This window comes from Sphaerisporangium flaviroseum (genome assembly GCF_039537005.1).
Taxonomy (GTDB): domain Bacteria; phylum Actinomycetota; class Actinomycetes; order Streptosporangiales; family Streptosporangiaceae; genus Sphaerisporangium; species Sphaerisporangium flaviroseum.
In genome coordinates, this window is record NZ_BAAAZR010000028.1 from 90,511 (window position 1) to 106,081 (window position 15,571).

At 70.9% G+C, this 15,571-nt stretch carries 13 protein-coding genes; 5 read left to right on the forward strand and 8 right to left on the reverse strand.

Annotated elements, in window-relative coordinates; genetic code table 11:
- Window position 1: 1 nt before the first annotated feature.
- Both ABD810_RS28420 and ABD810_RS28425 read right to left on the reverse strand, forming a co-directional pair.
- Window positions 2–3,358 carry a DUF4153 domain-containing protein gene (locus ABD810_RS28420; RefSeq protein WP_344947074.1) on the reverse strand — a complete coding sequence of 1,119 codons (3,357 nt, stop codon included), beginning with the start codon at window positions 3,356–3,358 and terminating at the stop codon, window positions 2–4.
- On the reverse strand, window positions 3,355–4,038 hold the full coding sequence (locus ABD810_RS28425; protein WP_344947078.1) for a response regulator transcription factor: 684 nt from the start codon (window positions 4,036–4,038) through the stop codon (window positions 3,355–3,357). Before ABD810_RS28425 ends, ABD810_RS28420 begins: the two co-directional genes overlap by 4 nt.
- A gap of 82 nt (window positions 4,039–4,120) precedes the next feature.
- Between ABD810_RS28425 and ABD810_RS28430 the strand changes: the two genes are divergently transcribed.
- On the forward strand, window positions 4,121–4,984 hold the full coding sequence (locus ABD810_RS28430; protein WP_344947081.1) for an arylamine N-acetyltransferase family protein: 864 nt from the start codon (window positions 4,121–4,123) through the stop codon (window positions 4,982–4,984).
- 46 nt (window positions 4,985–5,030) lie between these two features.
- Here the strand turns inward: ABD810_RS28430 and ABD810_RS28435 are convergent, their stop codons facing one another.
- The 3 genes from ABD810_RS28435 to ABD810_RS28445 form a co-directional block, all read right to left on the reverse strand.
- On the reverse strand, window positions 5,031–6,296 hold the full coding sequence (locus tag ABD810_RS28435) for a cellulose-binding domain-containing protein (RefSeq protein WP_344947083.1): 1,266 nt from the start codon (window positions 6,294–6,296) through the stop codon (window positions 5,031–5,033).
- A gap of 184 nt (window positions 6,297–6,480) precedes the next feature.
- Complete coding sequence (locus ABD810_RS28440) at window positions 6,481–8,133, reverse strand: class I adenylate-forming enzyme family protein (RefSeq protein WP_344947086.1); 1,653 nt, start codon at window positions 8,131–8,133, stop codon at window positions 6,481–6,483.
- Window positions 8,134–8,261: 128 nt separating this feature from the next.
- Window positions 8,262–9,239, reverse strand: a complete 978-nt coding sequence (locus tag ABD810_RS28445) for a winged helix-turn-helix transcriptional regulator (RefSeq protein ID WP_344947089.1) — start codon at window positions 9,237–9,239, stop codon at window positions 8,262–8,264.
- 81 nt (window positions 9,240–9,320) lie between these two features.
- On the opposite strand from ABD810_RS28445, the gene ABD810_RS28450 reads away from it, so the two are divergent.
- The 3 genes from ABD810_RS28450 (at window position 9,321) to ABD810_RS28460 (ending at window position 12,185) form a co-directional block, all read left to right on the forward strand.
- A complete protein-coding gene (locus ABD810_RS28450) occupies window positions 9,321–10,772 on the forward strand; it encodes a carotenoid oxygenase family protein (protein WP_344947092.1) in 1,452 nt (483 codons plus the stop codon).
- Between the two features lie 164 nt (window positions 10,773–10,936).
- Complete coding sequence (locus tag ABD810_RS28455; protein ID WP_344947095.1) at window positions 10,937–11,881, forward strand: LLM class F420-dependent oxidoreductase; 945 nt, start codon at window positions 10,937–10,939, stop codon at window positions 11,879–11,881.
- Between the two features lie 112 nt (window positions 11,882–11,993).
- Window positions 11,994–12,185 carry a hypothetical protein gene (locus tag ABD810_RS28460; RefSeq protein ID WP_344947099.1) on the forward strand — a complete coding sequence of 64 codons (192 nt, stop codon included), beginning with the start codon at window positions 11,994–11,996 and terminating at the stop codon, window positions 12,183–12,185.
- A 42-nt stretch (window positions 12,186–12,227) separates the two neighbouring features.
- Here the strand turns inward: ABD810_RS28460 and ABD810_RS28465 are convergent, their stop codons facing one another.
- The 3 genes from ABD810_RS28465 to ABD810_RS28475 are packed head-to-tail and all read right to left on the reverse strand — an operon-like array spanning window position 12,228 to window position 15,213.
- Window positions 12,228–12,548: a DUF3817 domain-containing protein gene (locus ABD810_RS28465; RefSeq protein ID WP_344947102.1), complete on the reverse strand. Its 321-nt coding sequence runs from the start codon at window positions 12,546–12,548 to the stop codon at window positions 12,228–12,230.
- 49 nt (window positions 12,549–12,597) lie between these two features.
- Entirely contained in the window at window positions 12,598–13,392 is a 795-nt protein-coding gene (locus ABD810_RS28470) for an SURF1 family protein (RefSeq protein ID WP_344947105.1), read from the reverse strand.
- Between the two features lie 9 nt (window positions 13,393–13,401).
- Window positions 13,402–15,213 carry a serine/threonine-protein kinase gene (locus ABD810_RS28475; protein ID WP_344947107.1) on the reverse strand — a complete coding sequence of 604 codons (1,812 nt, stop codon included), beginning with the start codon at window positions 15,211–15,213 and terminating at the stop codon, window positions 13,402–13,404.
- A 167-nt stretch (window positions 15,214–15,380) separates the two neighbouring features.
- Between ABD810_RS28475 and ABD810_RS28480 the strand changes: the two genes are divergently transcribed.
- Complete coding sequence (locus ABD810_RS28480; RefSeq protein ID WP_344947110.1) at window positions 15,381–15,551, forward strand: hypothetical protein; 171 nt, start codon at window positions 15,381–15,383, stop codon at window positions 15,549–15,551.
- Window positions 15,552–15,571 lie beyond the last annotated feature (20 nt).

Sequence of the window (15,571 nt, forward strand, 5' to 3'; positions counted from 1 at the left end):
CCTATGTCCCAGGCGACCCTATATCTTCGCAGCCGAGCGGAGACTGCTGCCGCAGGGGGCGGACGCGGAGCAGATCGCGGGCGTGCTCGCGGGCGAGGTTCCACCCGTTCCACGACTCGGAGCCGCCCAGCCGGCCCACGACCGACATCCTGTCCAGCAGGCAGCTCCGCCACGGCTCGGCCAGCCCGTCGACCGCCGGCACGGCCTCGGCGCCGAGATCGCTGAGGTAATCCACGTCCACCCGTCCGACACCGCGGACCTGGAGCTGTGTCTCGGCGACCCGCAGGTCGGGGTTCCAGACGGCGAAGACCACCAGCGACAGCCCCGTCAGCGCCACCAGCGTGCGCGGCAGCCAACTCGTCCGCTGCCCCGCCAGCCGCAGTCCCCCGGCGACCAGCACCATCGCGAAGACCGCGGCCAGCCACCAGATGGCCGCCTCCACCGACGCCCGCATCCTGGACAGGCCGTAGGCGTCGATGTAGAGCCCGAGGCGGTGCAGCGCCGAGGCCAGGATCACCAGGGTGAGCGCGCACAGCAGGCCGAGGAGCCCGGCGAGCAGCCAGCGCTCCGTCCTCCCGGGGGCGAGCACCGCCACGGCCACGGCCACGATGGCGAGCACGAACACGCTGACGGTGACCAGCTCGAAGAAGCCCGACCGCGCGTACTCCGCGTAGGTGAGCCCGGCCGTCTCCACCACCTTGCGGTTGCCGCCGAACAGCGTGGCGGTCTGCACGACCACGAAGAAGACGAACAGCAGGTTAAGCGCCACCAGAGGAGTGATCCACAGGGTGCTGCTCACACGAGCGCGCATGCCCGGGGTGGCGGGCTCGACCACGGGCCGCAGCGCGACGAGCGTAGCCGCCCCCACCAGCGTGGCGAACGCGACGAAGACGAACAGCCGCGACGGTAGCGAGGAGACCCACCCCGGAGCGGTGAACAGGCGTGCGACCAGGGAGGAGAAGACGGCGTCCGCGGAGACGAAGAGCGTGCCGAAGACGACGATCAGGACGGTCGTCAGCCCGAGCGCGGCGAGCACGGACCCGATACGCCACCGATCCTTCAACTTCTTCAGTGGCACGAGGAGGAACCACGGGAGCGGCGGAAGCGCGAGGATCACCGACAGCCCTCCTCTGATCACGCCCAGCCAGCCGCTCCCGGCACCCGAGACCGCGAGGGCCGCGAGCCCGAAACCGGCGAGCAGCATGGGGGGCACCAGCCATTCGGCGTCCCGGAACAGGGCGACGGCCACCAGCGCGTACGCCAGCAGGCCTAACACCGCCGTCCACGGCGTGATCCTGCGACGGGCCGCCGGGAGTACGGCCGCGCCGGTCGCGACCGCCACCAGCACGATGCCCAGTCCCGGCCTGGCGTCCGGCAGCGCGACCGCTGCGATGAGCCCTACCGCCGCGGCCAGGACCAACAGCCCGCGGGGCGTCTTCGGCAGGACCGGGCGGGGGAACAGCGGGGGCGGCACGTAGTCGGCCGGCGGTGGGTACACCCCGCGTCCGGCGAGCGCCGGTTCGGGCAAGGGAGCGGTGTGCGAGCGGGCGCTCGCGGCCCCCAGCGACGAGCCCAGGAGCGTACCGCCGACGGTGAAGAGCAGCAGCACCGCGAGGGAGTAGGGCCCACCCAAGAAGAAGCCCACGAAGAAGGCCGCGCACAGCCCGCTGACGAAGCCGCAGACGAGCCCCAGCAGACCTCCCGTGAGACCACTCCCCAGGCCCTGCACCGGCACGCTCCGGGCGTGCGCCGGCGCCCCCGCATAAGCCGGCGCGCTACCGGCGTCCACCGGCACCCCTCCCGCATAAGCCGGCGCACCACCGGCACCCCCCGCATAAGCCGGCGCACTTCCAGCGTCCACCGGCACACCTCCCGCATCCGGCACGCCCCCGGCGTGAACCGGCACGCCCCCGGGGTGAATTGGCGTTCCCGCATCAGCCTGAGCGCCCCCGGCGTGAACCGCCGCCCCTGCGTTAACCGGCGTCCCGGGAACCTGCGTCCCGGTAACCGGCGTCCCGGTAACCGGCGTCCCAGGAACCGGCGTCCCGGTAACCGGCGTCCCGGGGGGAACCGGCGGGCCTTCGGCGTGAACCGGCGTGCCCACCCGATCGGCCGGTGGCGCGGTGGGAGCCGGCGTGCGCGTGGCATAGGCAGGCCCGCCTACGACGTCCGCCGGGGTGCCCGCGGCATCGACGGGTTTCGCTACCGCGTCCACCGGGGCGCGCACGTCATCGGCGCGCCCGGCTACGGTTGCCGCCTTTCCGGAGTGACCGACCCGGTCCCCAGCAAGGCCTGCCCGGTCCCCGGTGGGGGTGGCGGACGCCTTCTCTCCCGGTGATTCCTGGTCCGGGACGTCACTCATGATCGTTGTCCTTTCTGGGAGGTCGACGACCATGCGGCAACCGACCGGGGACTCGGCGACCCTGATGGAACCGCCGTGAAGTTCAACGATTTCCTTGACGATGGCCAGGCCGAGGCCCGCGCCTCCGGCGTCGGCCGCCCGTGCGGTGTCGAGGCGGGAGAACCGTTCGAACACCCGAGGCCGTTCCGGCTCGGGAATGCCGGGTCCCTCGTCGGTCACGCTCAGCCGTACGCCCGCCCCCTCCGGACGCGCTTCGAGCCGGACCAGCCCGCCGGGCGGGCTGTGCCGTACGCCGTTGTCCAGCAGGTTGGCCAGCACCTGGCCGAGCAGCGCCGGGTCGGCGCGGACACCGAGCCGGGGGGACACCGCGCTCGACAGCGACACGTCGTCACGTGCCAGGCTCGCCTCCCGTACGGCCTGGCCGCACAGCGCCACGAGCTCGACCGGTTCCGGCTCGATGGGCCGGGCTCCCGAGTCCAGCCGCGACAGGTCGAGCAGCTGTGCCACCAGCCTGCCGAGGCGCTCGGTCTGGGCCAGCGCCGTGCTCAGCGTGGCGAGGTCCGGCGGGGACACCCCGTCGACGACGTTCTCGAGCACGGCCTGCAGCCCGGTGATGGGCGTGCGGAGCTCGTGGCTCACGTTGGCCACCAGCTCGCGGCGCTGCCGGTCCACCTCCTCCAGGTCGGCCGCCATCGCGTTGAAGGCCCGCGCCAGCTCGCCGACCTCGTCGCGGGAGGTGGCGCGGACCCGCATGCCGTACCGGCCCTTGGCGATGGTCTGGGCGGCGGCGGCCATCTCACGCAGCGGCCTGGTCATGCCACGGCCGATCAGCTGCACCATGCCGACGCTGAGCAACGCCGCGAGGCCCATCCGTACGGACGCGACGACGCCGAGCGAGCGGCCGTACTCGTTGATGGCGAAGGCGGTCGCCACCGCGAGCAGGATCACCAGCCCCAGCTTGATCTTGATCCTGCCGAGGAAGTCGAGCGGCCTCATGGTTTGACCAGCGCGTATCCGACACCGTGGACCGTACGGACGACCCCCGCGCCGAGCTTGCGGCGCAGCGCGCGTACGTGGCTGTCGACCGTGCGCGTCGCCGCGGCCTCGGAGAAGCCCCAGATGTCGGAGAGCAGCCGTTCGCGCTCGAAGACGTGCCCAGGACGTTCCGCGAGGCGTCTGAGCAGGTCGAACTCCGTACGGGTGAGCTGGGCCTCGGCCCCGCGTACGAACACCCTGCGCTCGGCGGTGTTGATCTCGACATCGCCGACCCGGATCACCCGGTCCTCGTGGGCGAGCTGGGCCGCCCGTTCGACCCTGCGCAGCAGGGCGTGGATCCTCGCGACCAGCTCGCGCATGCTGAACGGCTTGGTGAGGTAGTCGTCGGCGCCGACGCCCAGCCCGACCAGCAGGTCGGTCTCCTCGCCGAGGGCGGTCAGCATCAGTACCGGAACGGGCCGCGCGGCCTGCATGCGCCGGCAGACCTCCACCCCGTCCAGCCCTGGCAGCAGCCGGTCCAGGACCACCAGGTCCGGCTCCGCTTTCGCGTACGCCGCGAGCGCCTCCATGCCGTCGCCCGCGATACGGACCTCGAAGCCCTCGGCGAGCAACCGGCTCTGCAGGGCCAAGGCGATGGTGCTGTCGTCCTCGACGACGAGGATGCGCCGCTGGTCTGTCACGCACGGAAGCCTAGGACCGACTCGTGCAGACATTCCCTACCGATATGTGCAGATCCGATGCAATCTTGATTAGCTGGGGATCGTGACAAGATCTCTGGACGTCTCCGCCTATCTCCGCCGCCTCAGATTGGACGCTCCCGCCGGGCCGCCCAGCGTGGATGGGCTCATCCTCCTGCACACGGCGCACGTCGAGCGGGTGCCGTACGAGTACTTCCACATCTGGCTGGAGCACCCGACGACGGTCGAGCCGCTGGAGTCGGCCGGGCGCATCCTGCGCGGGCGGGGCGGCTACTGCTTCCATCTCAACGGCGCGTTCTCACTACTGCTGGCCGAACTGGGTTTCCAGGTGACCCGCCATGTGGGAGGCGTGCAGGGCTCCGCGGAGCATCCGGCCGGCGCCACCGGAAACCACCTCGCGCTGACCGTCTCGGGGCTGCCGTCGGCCGAGTGCCCCGATGGCGTGTGGTTCGTCGACCTCGGCCTGGGAGACGCGATCCACGAGCCGCTCCCCCTCGTCGAGGGCACCTACCGGCAGGGGCCCTTCGTGTACGGCCTGCGGCCCTCGGAGGCCGAGCCGGGCGGCTGGCGCTTCGACCACGACCCGCGCGGCAGCTTCCTCGGGATGGACTTCCGCCACGAGCCGGCGCCGATGTCGGCCTTCGACGAGCAACATCGGCACCTGTCGACGTCACCGGAGTCCAGCTTCCAGAAGGTGCTGTGCGCGCAGCGCCGCGACGCCACCGGGTCGGACTACATGCGCGGCCTGGTCCTGTCCCGCCGCGGCTCCGGGGAGGGGACCTCGACGCTGTCGAGCGACCGTGACTACTTCGAGGCGCTGGCCGACGTGTTCGGGCTGACCCTGGACGAGGTCACCGCCCAGGAGAAGGCGGCCCTGTGGACACGGCTCACCGAGACGCACGAGAAATGGCTCGCCACCTCGGTCTGACAGGGCCCGGACCGGCCGCGGGCGCGGCGGTCCGGACCCTACGGGATCAGCAGGCGATCGGCGAGGAGCCGAAGGCCACGTCGTCGAACCACAGCGTGTCCGCGTCACTGCCGTAGCTCTCCCAGCCGAGACGCAGGGTCGCCGGGCGCGCCGCCGTCGTACGGCTCAGCCACTGCGAGTCGATGTCACGCGTGGGGGTCCCGTCCAGGTGCAGGCCCGCGACCTCCTGTCCGTCGACCCAGGTGCTCATCGCCTGCTTGGTGGTGTCGATCTGGTAGCGCAGGCAGACCCAGCGGCCGGTGGCCAGCGGCGTGCTGAGCGCGACCCCCGCCGGGCTCTGCTCGGGGAGGGTGGCGTCGTCGGACTCGCGGTTCCACTGCAGCGCGGCGTTCTGCCCGCCGATACGCAGGTCCTTGCCGCCGTTGGCCGAGTCGGCCATCGTGATCATGGTGACGTGCGAGGCGGGGAGGGCGGTGGTGTGCCGGACCCACATCCGCGCGTAGACCACGGGCCCGACCGTGGACACGTTCTTGGTGGTGCCGACGAAGATGTGGTTGCAGTATCCCCCTCCGCCATTCACCCGGAGCGATTTGGTGCCGCTGTGGGCCATGGAGCCATCGATCGTCGCTGTCCCGGTGCCGGCGCAGTTGGGCGTCACGACCTGCCAGTCCCCGCTGGGCGTGGTGGTCGCCTGGTCGTCGAACCCGGAGCAGACCACCGCTCCCGAGCACCCCGCGGGCACGGACGGCGTGGGCGTGGGCGTCGGCGTCACCGTCGGGGTGACCGTGGGCGTCGGGGTGACCGGCGGGGTCGGGCCGCCTGTCGGCGTCACCGAGCCCTCACAGGGGACGCCGTTGACGCCGAAGTCCGTGGGGATGGCGTTGGAGGTCGTCCAGGTGCCCTGGAAGCCGAACTCGGTGGAACCGCCGGTCGGCAGCGAGCCGTTGTGCTGCGCGTTGACGGCGGTCACCGCGGCACCGGACTGGGTGATGCTCGCGTTCCAGCCGGAGGTGACCTTCTGGTCGGCGCCGAAGGTCCACCGCAGCGTCCAACTCGAGACGGCCGGCCCGAGATTGGTCACCTTGACCTGCGCGGTGAACCCACCGCCCCACTGGTTCACGCGGTAGTCGACCCGGCAGACCGGATCCGCGGCCGAGGCGGCGCGGATCGGGAAGAGCAGGGCGGCGATCGCGGCCAGCACGGCGACCATGCCGAGGACATCGCGCCCCACGTACGCCGACCCGTGCCATCCGGGCGTCGGCGGGCGGGATCGCGGCGGTGGGAACTCGCGGCCGGGAACGGGAGCACTCATGGGACGGCTCGCTTTCTACGGAGGCTCACTAGCAATGGGAGCGCTCCCACACGCCGGACCGGGATCGCTCAGCTGCGCTCGATCGCCGATCGTGCTCCGCGAGCGACCGGAGTGTCAACGACATCGCCCCTGCGGCCGTCACCGACCTCGGGCAGGGCTGAATCTTTCACCCCGGGCCGGCGGCTCAGAGCCGTTCCCGTAGCTCCCGCTTGAGGATCTTGCCGACGGCGTTGCGCGGAAGGTCCTCGACGATCTCCAGCCTCTCGGGGAGCTTGTAGGAGGCGATGCCCTTGTCCCGGAGGAAGTCCACGACCGACCGCAGGTCGATGTCGTCCCGCGGCACGACGACCGCGCACACCTTCTCGCCCAGCACCTCGTCCGGATACCCCACGATCGCGACCTCCACGATGGCCGGGTGCCCGGCCAGCAGGGCCTCCAGCTCCGCCGCCGCGATGTTCATGCCACCCCGGATGATCATGTCCTTGGCCCTGTCGACGAACCGCAGGTACCGCCCGCCCGGCCCGTCGATCTCGAACACGTCGCCCGTGACGAGGTAACCGTCGGCGTCGAACGGGTCCTCGGCCGCCGTGCCCGCGAGGTATCCCGCGAAGACGGTCGGTCCGGAAAGGCGCAGCTCGCCCGGACGCCCGGGCTCGGTGATCTCCTCGCCGGAGGAGGGATCCACCAGCTTGACCTGGGTGGCGTCGAGGGTCCCGGGCCAGGCGCCTCCGGGGACGCCCGGCCGCGGGAAGAACCGTGCGCGCTCCACGGGATCGGGGATGTTCACCGGATCGGAGAGCAGCGCGATGCCTTCGTTGGAACCGAAGAAGTTGATGACGGCGATGCCGTACCGCTCCTGCCAGCCCTTCACCATCCACGGCGGGAGCGGCGCCGAGCCGGAGCCGATGCGCGTCAGCGAGGAGATGTCGTACCGGCCGAGCATCTCGGGCTTGCGAAGCAGCATCGTCAGCAGCGCCGGTGGGGCGAGCGTGTAGGTCACCCGCTCCTCGGTGATCTGGTCGAGGTAGACCGGCAGGTCGAACGGATGGTGCTGGACCATCTGGAACCCGGTGCGAAGCCAGGGCAGGAAGACGCCGCCGATGCCGGCCATGTTCACCATGGGGAACGGGTTGAGCACCACGTCGTCGCCGGTCAGCGAGGGCGCGGCGGTGGTGTTCGACTCGACGGCGAACCAGTCGTAGTGACACCTCGGCACGCCCTTCGGCGTCGCCTCGGTCCCGGAGGTCCAGCAGATCGTCACGCAGTCGTTCGGGTCGGTCTCAAGTCCCTTGAGGTGGGCCGCCAGCAGCGCGGGGTCGGCGCTCGCGCTCTCCAGGTCCCGTACGGGATCGCCCCAGGCGAGCACGGCCGGGGGCGCGGGCGCCTCGAGCCTTCGGACGATCTCGGCGTTGCCGCGGTCGCCCACACGCTCGGCGGTGACGAACGCCTTGACCGTGACCAGGCCCATGACCTGCGCGAGCTCGTACTCGCGGTACTGCACCGGCAGGGGCGTCACCACGGCGCCGATCCGGGAGACCGCGAGGAAGGTCACCGCCAGCTCGACGCTGTTCGGCAGCTGGACCGCCACCACGTCGCCCTGGCCGACGCCGGTCTCCAGCAGCAGCGCCGCGATCCTGTCGACCTCGTCGCCCAGCTCGCCCCAGGTCAGCCGCCTGGCCGGGCCGTCCATCAGGCTGGGCTTGTTGAGGGGGTCGATGATCGCGACGGCGTCCGGCCGCGCGCTCACCTGGCTCCTGAACAGCCCGTCGACGGTGTCGCCGGTCCACCATCCACTCGAGGTGAAGCGCTCGACGTGCTCGGCCGGGTGCAGCCTCATCGCGACTCCCATCGTGGATGGAGCGACACTACGAAGACAGCAGCCAGCCGGTCAATGGTGGCCGAACACATCGTGACCGGAAGAATTGGGAAACGCCACTCCGAACCGGGCCGGACACGGCGGACTCGCTAGATACCACGACTCTCAGCCGGGTACGCGGACATGTCGAAGTGGATTTCCCGGCGCTCCAGCACCTCCTCGCACCACCGGCAGAGCAGGACGGGCTGGAGCGCGGCCCCGCAGGGCTTGTGCGTGATGGTGAGGCCGGACCCCTCCGGGGCGGGCAGCTCGCGCTGGGCCCAGTCGGTGAGGAAGGCGAAGACCTCGAAGAACCCCAGGCCCTTGTCGGTCAACCGGTAGAGACGGCAGGCGTCGGTCTGGAGCACGCCGAGCTCGACGAACCGCTTGAGCCGTTCGGTGAGCACCGACGGAGCGATGCCCAGCTCGTTCTGGAAGTCGACGAAGCGCCTGATCCCCAGGAACGCCGCGGCCAGGACCGTCGTGCTCCAGCGGTCGCCGAGGATCTCCATCGAGTGGGGGCAGTAGCCGACGAAGTCGGTCCTGTCGTCGGCGCGCACGGTGCGGCGATGGTGACGCGGCACACCGATGCGGGCGAACGACGCGAGGGGACCGCGCCGTGTATGGGTGTCCCTGGCGCTCATCGGCTTGCGGCAGGTGCCGCAGGCGAGGTACGGCCGGGCGTCGTGGCCGCAGGTGTCGTGGACCGGCGCCAGCAGGCCCGGCCTGTCGGCCCAGTCGCGCTCCCAGCTGTGGATCGCGACCAGGAAGGCCCACAACCGCAGGCCCGCGCCGGTCAGCCGGTACTCGTAGCGGGTGCGTCCGTCGCGGTAGGCCGCCGGCACGAAGATGCCGTGCCTGACCAGCTCCTTCAGCCGAGCCGCGAGCACGGACTCGGAGATGCCCAGCTCGTCGCGCCATCCGGCGAAGGTGCGGATGCGCAGCAGGAAGGCCCGCTGGAGGATCAGCAGGACCCAGCGGTCGCCCAGGATGCCCAGCGCGCGCCCGATGGCACTGAGCTCGGCGGCTTCGCGGTCACCGGCGTGTTCGGCCCCGGCCATGACCGGCGACTCCTTCGTCTCCACCACGTCAACTCTAAACAGCGCCCCGGGTATGGAAGGCCGGCCGGCGCGTTGACTAGCTGACTTTTTCTATCGTAGTTTCCAGGAATGAGGGAACAGCCGACGGCGGTCGCGACGGTCATGGACGAGTCGGGCGAGCCGAACCCCTACCTCCTCGGCGTCCACGCCCCGGTCCACGAGCAGATCACCGCCGTGAATCTCAAGGTCATCGGGGAGATCCCTCGCGACCTGAACGGCGTCTACCTGCGTAACGGGCCCAACGCGCGCTACCCGATGAAGGGCCGCTACCACTGGTTCGACGGCGACGGCATGGTGCACGCCATGCACTTCGAGAACGGCCGCGCGCGCTACCGCAACCGGTACGTCCGCACCCGCGCCTTCGAGGCGGAGTCCGCGGCAGGGGAGTCGCTGTGGACCGGCGTCATGGAGAGCCCCAAGGGCAACCCCTTCGGCAACACCCGCGGGCTGAACCTGAAGGACTCCGCCAACACCGATGTGATCTTCCACCGGGGCAAGGTGCTCGCCACCTGGTACCTGTGCGGCTCGCCCTACTCGCTCGACCCGCTCTCTCTGGAGACCCTCGGCGTCGAGAACTTCCTGAACACGCTCACGGGCGACGTCATGGCACATCCGAAGGTCGACGAGCGCACCGGTGAGCTGTTCTGGTTCGACTACGGGCCGCGCGAGCCGTACCTCCGCTACGGGGTGGTCGGCGCGGGAGGCGCGGTCGAGCACTGCGTGGAGCTGGACCTTCCCGGGGCACGGCTGCCGCACGACATGGCGATCACCGAGAACCACGCCATCTTGATGGACCTGCCGCTCTTCCAGGACCTCGACGCCGCGCGGCAGGGAAGGCACAAGCTGACCTTCGACCGGGAGCTGCCCTCACGCTTCGGTGTGATCCCGCGCCGGGGTCTCGCGCACGAGATCCGCTGGTTCGAGGCCCGGCCCTGCTACATCTACCACGTGGTCAACGCCTGGGAGTACGGGGACGAGATCGTCATGGACGTCTGCCGGGTCTCGCGCCCGGTGCCCCGGGGCACCGGAAGCCCGCTGACGCGCATGCTGTCCTATCTCAAGCTGGACGCCCGGATGTACCGCTACCGCTTCGACCTGCGCACCGGACGGACCTCGGAGGAGTTCGTGGACGAGGACCACAACACCGAGTTCCCGTCGATCGACGCCCGCAAAACCGGAAATATCACGCGATATGCGTACAACGTGTCCGTCAAGGACGCGGACGTCAACCTCTTCGACGGCCTGGTCCGGTACGACAACGTGACCGGCGAGAGGCAGGCGTACCACTTCGGCGAGCACCGCTACGGCAGCGAGGCGCCGTTCGCGCCCCGCGACGGCGCGACCGGCGAGGACGACGGCTACCTGGTGACCTTCGTGACCGACGAGCGCGAGGGCACCTCCGAGGTCCAGATCCTGTCCGCCGCCGACCTGGCCGCGGGGCCGATCGCCCGCGTCCTGATCCCCCAGCGGGTCCCCCTGGGGTTCCACGCCACCTGGGTCAGATCGGACCAGTTGCGCTGACCCGTCCCCGCCGGACCGATCTTCAGATGGCCCATAAAGGGCTCGCACAGGCAGTAGTAAAGAGCGTCCGTTATGAGGTTGACTAAGCGTCTCGTAAGGACGGCGCCGAGGGCCTGCCGTACGAGGCACGGCGGCGTCCCCGGGCAATGGCAGGAGCGTTACACATGAGGCTCAGCGTCTCCCTCGGGCTGTGGCAGGACCGCCCGGCGGGCGAGGCGGTGCGGACCGCGCAGATCGCGGACGAGCACGGCTACCCCGAGATATGGGTGGGTGAGATGGCGACCTACGACGCCTTCGCGCTCGCCACGGCGATCGGCATGCGGACCGACCATGTCGCGCTCACCGTCGGGCCGCTGGCGGTCACCGTGCGGGATCCCATGATGATCGCGATGGGGGCCGCGTCGGTCGCGGAACTCACCGGCAGGCAGGTGAACGTCGCGCTCGGCACGTCCAGCCCGATGGTGGTGGAACAGTGGCACGGACGCTCCAGGGCCGGTTCGGCCACGGCGCTGCGCGAGTCCGTCATGGCGCTCCGGCCGCTGCTCGACGGGAAGAAGTCCGGCTTCTCCGGCACACGGCTCAGCAGTACGGGCTACCGGCTGCGGCTGCCCGCTCCTCGTTCGGAGCTCACCGTCGCCGCCTTCGGCCCGGCCGCGGTGGGCGCCGCCGCGCTCGCCGACCGCATGGTGCTCAACCTCCTCACCCCGGCCTCCGCCGCCCGGCTCATCACCGACCTGCGGCTGCTCTCGCGGACCACGCGGGTCGCCGCGTGGGTGACGGCCGCCGTGGACCCCGACGCCCCCGCGATCGAGCAGATCCGGCGGGGCGTGCTGCCGTACCTGGCGGCGCCCGGCTACGGCGAGATGTTCGCCGAGGCCGGTTTCGAGGACGTGGTGTGGTACGCCCGGTCCGGGCCGCATCCCAAGGAGCTGCTCGCGGCCATCCCCGACGCCCTGCTGGAGTCCGTCGCGCTGATCGGCGACTCGGTCGAGATCATGGACCGCCTCGACGCGTACGCCGAGGCGGGTGTGGACGAGGTGGCGCTCGTGCCCGTCAGCACCGAGGCCGACCCCTTCGGCGAGGCGACGCTCAAGGCCCTCGCCGAGTAGCCACCTGTGCGGGTCGCCTAAAGGAACTCCACGCGGCGGGCCACACGTTGAAGGGGCGACGCAGAATGGGCGGTGGGGACCGCCCCCGCTCGGCGAAGAGAAAGGCCCGGCAATGTCGCCACTGGCAAAGTACTACCTGGGTGCGGGAATCGTCTCGATCCTGGCGCTTCTCATAATCCCGTCCACGATCACGTGGATCCTGGTCATCGCCGGGCTCGCCGCACCGGTCGCGGCCTACTTCATGCTGGACGAGTCGCAGCGCCGCCGCCTGCGCCGGATCCGCCGCCGGCAGATCGGCCGCTGAACGCGGGCGACGACCGCGTGACCGTGCGGGCGGGCCGGACGGTCAGGCGGTGGCGACGGCGATCTGGTCGTGGACGCGCTGCGTCACCTTGCGCTCGATCACGAACGACAGGAGCGGGATGGTGCCGGCCAGCAGCACGCCGAGGGTGTAGGGCCACGACCAGCGCGCCTTGAGCCCGAGGTTGAGCGCGGCCAGGAGATACACGGCGTAGACGAAGCCGTGCACGGGGCCGATGACGGCCACGGGCGTGGCGTTGCCGAAACCGTATTTCACCACCATGGCCACCACGAGGGCGAGCAGCATGCAGCCGACGACATAGGCCATCACCCGGAAGGGCTTGAGCGCGGATTCCACGACGATCATTACCTCGCTTGCTGAGCGGTCACCACACGATATCCCGGTGGAGGGGTGGTCAGCCCTGCGGGGAGGCGCGGAGCTCCCGGGCCGGGGCCGCGCCGGCCCGGGCGGTGCGCACGGCGTCTCGTACGAAGTGGAACCACATGAACACGGCGAACGCCGCGAAGATCCACCACTGGGCGGCGTAGGCGAGGTTCCGCCAGGTGAAGCCGCCTCCCTCGGAGGGCGGGGGCACGGCCACGAGCCGGGTGGCGGCCCCGGAGGACACCGGCGCGGTGGCCACCACGAACCCGTCCTGGACGCGAACCCCGTGCCAGACGTTGATCAGCTCCGCCGTCGAGACGGTCGCCACCTGGCCCGCGGGCAGGGGGGCGGTCCGCCGCTTGGCGAAGTCGGTCGGCTCCGATGGCTGCACCCGTCCGCTCACGCTCACCGTCCCCTCGGGCACGGCCGTCCCCGGATCGGAGGGGGTGGCGACCCAGCCCCGCACGACGGGAAGCAGGCTTCCGTCGGCCAGTTCCATCGGCGTCAGCAGCCAGTAGCCGCCGTCCTTGCTCGCGCCGCCGCCGGACTCGACGGTCGGCTCGCGCTCCGCCACCAGCAACTGCCGTGAGGCGTCGAAGGTGCCCCGCACCGTCACCTGACGGCTGATGGCCTCCACCGGCACGCGCTTGCCCGGCTCGACGAGCGTCGACAGCGCCACCGGAGCCGGGTCGCGGAGGGCGTGCGGGCGGGCGGAGTCCTCGAAGACGCCGAGCTGCCACCGCCCGAGCAGGGTGAACGAGATCAGCACCCCGATCGTCACCAGGTGGAGGCCCACGAGGCGGGGCGAGAACAGCGTCCTGAGCATGCCCCCACGCTATCCGTCCCTGGTGGTGGTCCCTCCAGTGGTGCCGGTCGGTGCCGCGCCCGCGCCCTCGTGGATCCCCGTCCCGGCGGCACCGCCGCGCGCCACGGACGGGCTCTTCACCGGCGTCAGGTCGTACAGCGTGTAGTCGTCGAAAGACACCTTGACGGCCCCCCCACCCGAAACCCTCGCGATCAGCCCCACCCCCCGCTTATTGAGCCCGTTCGGGTCGGTGACGGAGTTGGCCAGGGCTCCGTCGACCCACATCCGCAGGAGCACCTCCCCCGCCCTCTGGCCCGGCTCGCAGGACACCTGGAGACGGTGGCGGGTGCCGTTGAGCGCCTCCTTGGGGACGACGGCCTTCTTGGACACCGCCAGCTCACCGCCCGTTCCCGCGATCACCCGGCGGATCCGGGTGAATCCGTCGTGGTCGAGCAGGAATTCGTACCGGTCGCCTGAGTCGTTGCCCTCGCCCATGCACGTCGGGCCGAACGACCAGCGCGGGCTCGTCCCTTTGCGCGTGGACGCCTCGACCTGGATCAACACCCGTTCCGGCACCTCGGTGAACGGCGAGACCAGCATGTGGGTCTCGAAGGGCGGATTGGGGGCGTCGAGCGCGAGGGCGCCCTCGGGGAGGTAGCCATCGCTGTACCCGCCCGTGGAGTAGTCCCAGAGCGACCAGTCGGTCGTACGGTCGCTGAAGTCGTCCTGATAGATCTGGCGTCCCGTGGGCGGAGCGTCCGACCCGCCGGTCAGCAGCGATGGCCACACGAGCAGGACCGCGGCGGACACGGCGAGCGCCGACCCGACGGCGACCAGCGGCGCCCACCGCCTGCGAGCGCGCGGCCGCCGTGGCGGGGCGGCCGAAGCCGGCTCCGCCGCGGGTTCGGCCGGTCCGGCGGTGGCCGTGGCCGATGGCAGGACCGGAGGTGTGGCGGTGGACGCCGGGCCGGCCTCCGGCGCGGTCCAGGTGGCGCTGACGAGCCGTGTCGCGGCCTCGGCCGTCACCTCCTCCTGCCCGAGCAGCCGGTCGATGAGTTGCTGGGCCGTCGGCCGCCTCGCGGGGTCCTTGTCGAGGGCGCGCTCGACCAGCGGCCGTAGCCGCTCATCCAGGCCGTCGAGCCGCGGCACGTGGTTGACGACCCGGTAGACCACCTCGGCCTGGGCTCCGGTGCCGAACGGAGGGGTGCCCGTGGCGGCGTAGGTGACCACGCCACCCCACGCGAACACGTCGCTGGCCCCGGTGACCCGGCCGCCTCTCACCTGCTCGGGTGACATGTACGGAGGGGTGCCGATCACCAGGCCGGTGTCCCCGCCCGTGTCGGCCAGCTGGGCGATGCCGAAGTCGATGACCCGTGGGCCGAGGGGGGACAGCAGGATGTTGCCGGGCTTGAGGTCACGGTGGACGACGCCGGCCCGGTGGATCGCCGCCAGCGCGGTCGCCACGCTCACCGCGAGGGCTTCCAGGTTCGATCCGGTGAGCGGCCCCCGCGCCCCCACCACCGACGACAGGTCCCGGCCCTCGATGTACTCGGTCGCGATGTAGGCCTGCTCGCCCTCCAGCCCCACGTCGAGGACGGCCGCGGTGCAGAAGCGGGCGACCTTCCGTGCCGCCTCCGCCTCCTGGCGGAACCGTCGGCGGAACTGCTCCTGGTGGGCGAGGTTGGGGCGGATCACCTTGAGCGCCACCTGGCGCCCGGCGTCGTCCCGCGCGAGGTAGACGATGCCCATGCCGCCCTCACCGAGCCGGCGCAGGATCACGTAGGGGCCGACACTTCGCGGGTCGGTCAGGGCGGCTTCCCGTAATGGCTGCTCCCCGTTCATCGACGACATCTTTTCGGATCACATCCACCTTGGCTACCAGAAGGGAAGAAAGCCGCGACATCCGCGATCAGGGTCGGGTTCGGGCATATCAGGGCAAGGTCACAACCTCGAAGGCCGAACTGGCATAAACAGCGTCAACTCACCTCTGAGGTCGATAAAGTCATGCCATGTCCGAACCTCAGATTGATCCTGCGGGAAACACCCAGCAGTTCAAGGCCTTCGCCCAGCGCCAGGAGCCCGAAGCGGTCGCGCCCAAGCGGTCCTACCTGGTCCCCGCGATCGTCGTGATCGCCGCCGTCATCGTCGTCGCCGTGGTGGTCTTCCTGGTGCTCCAGTAACGTCCTACCGCTCATAGGTG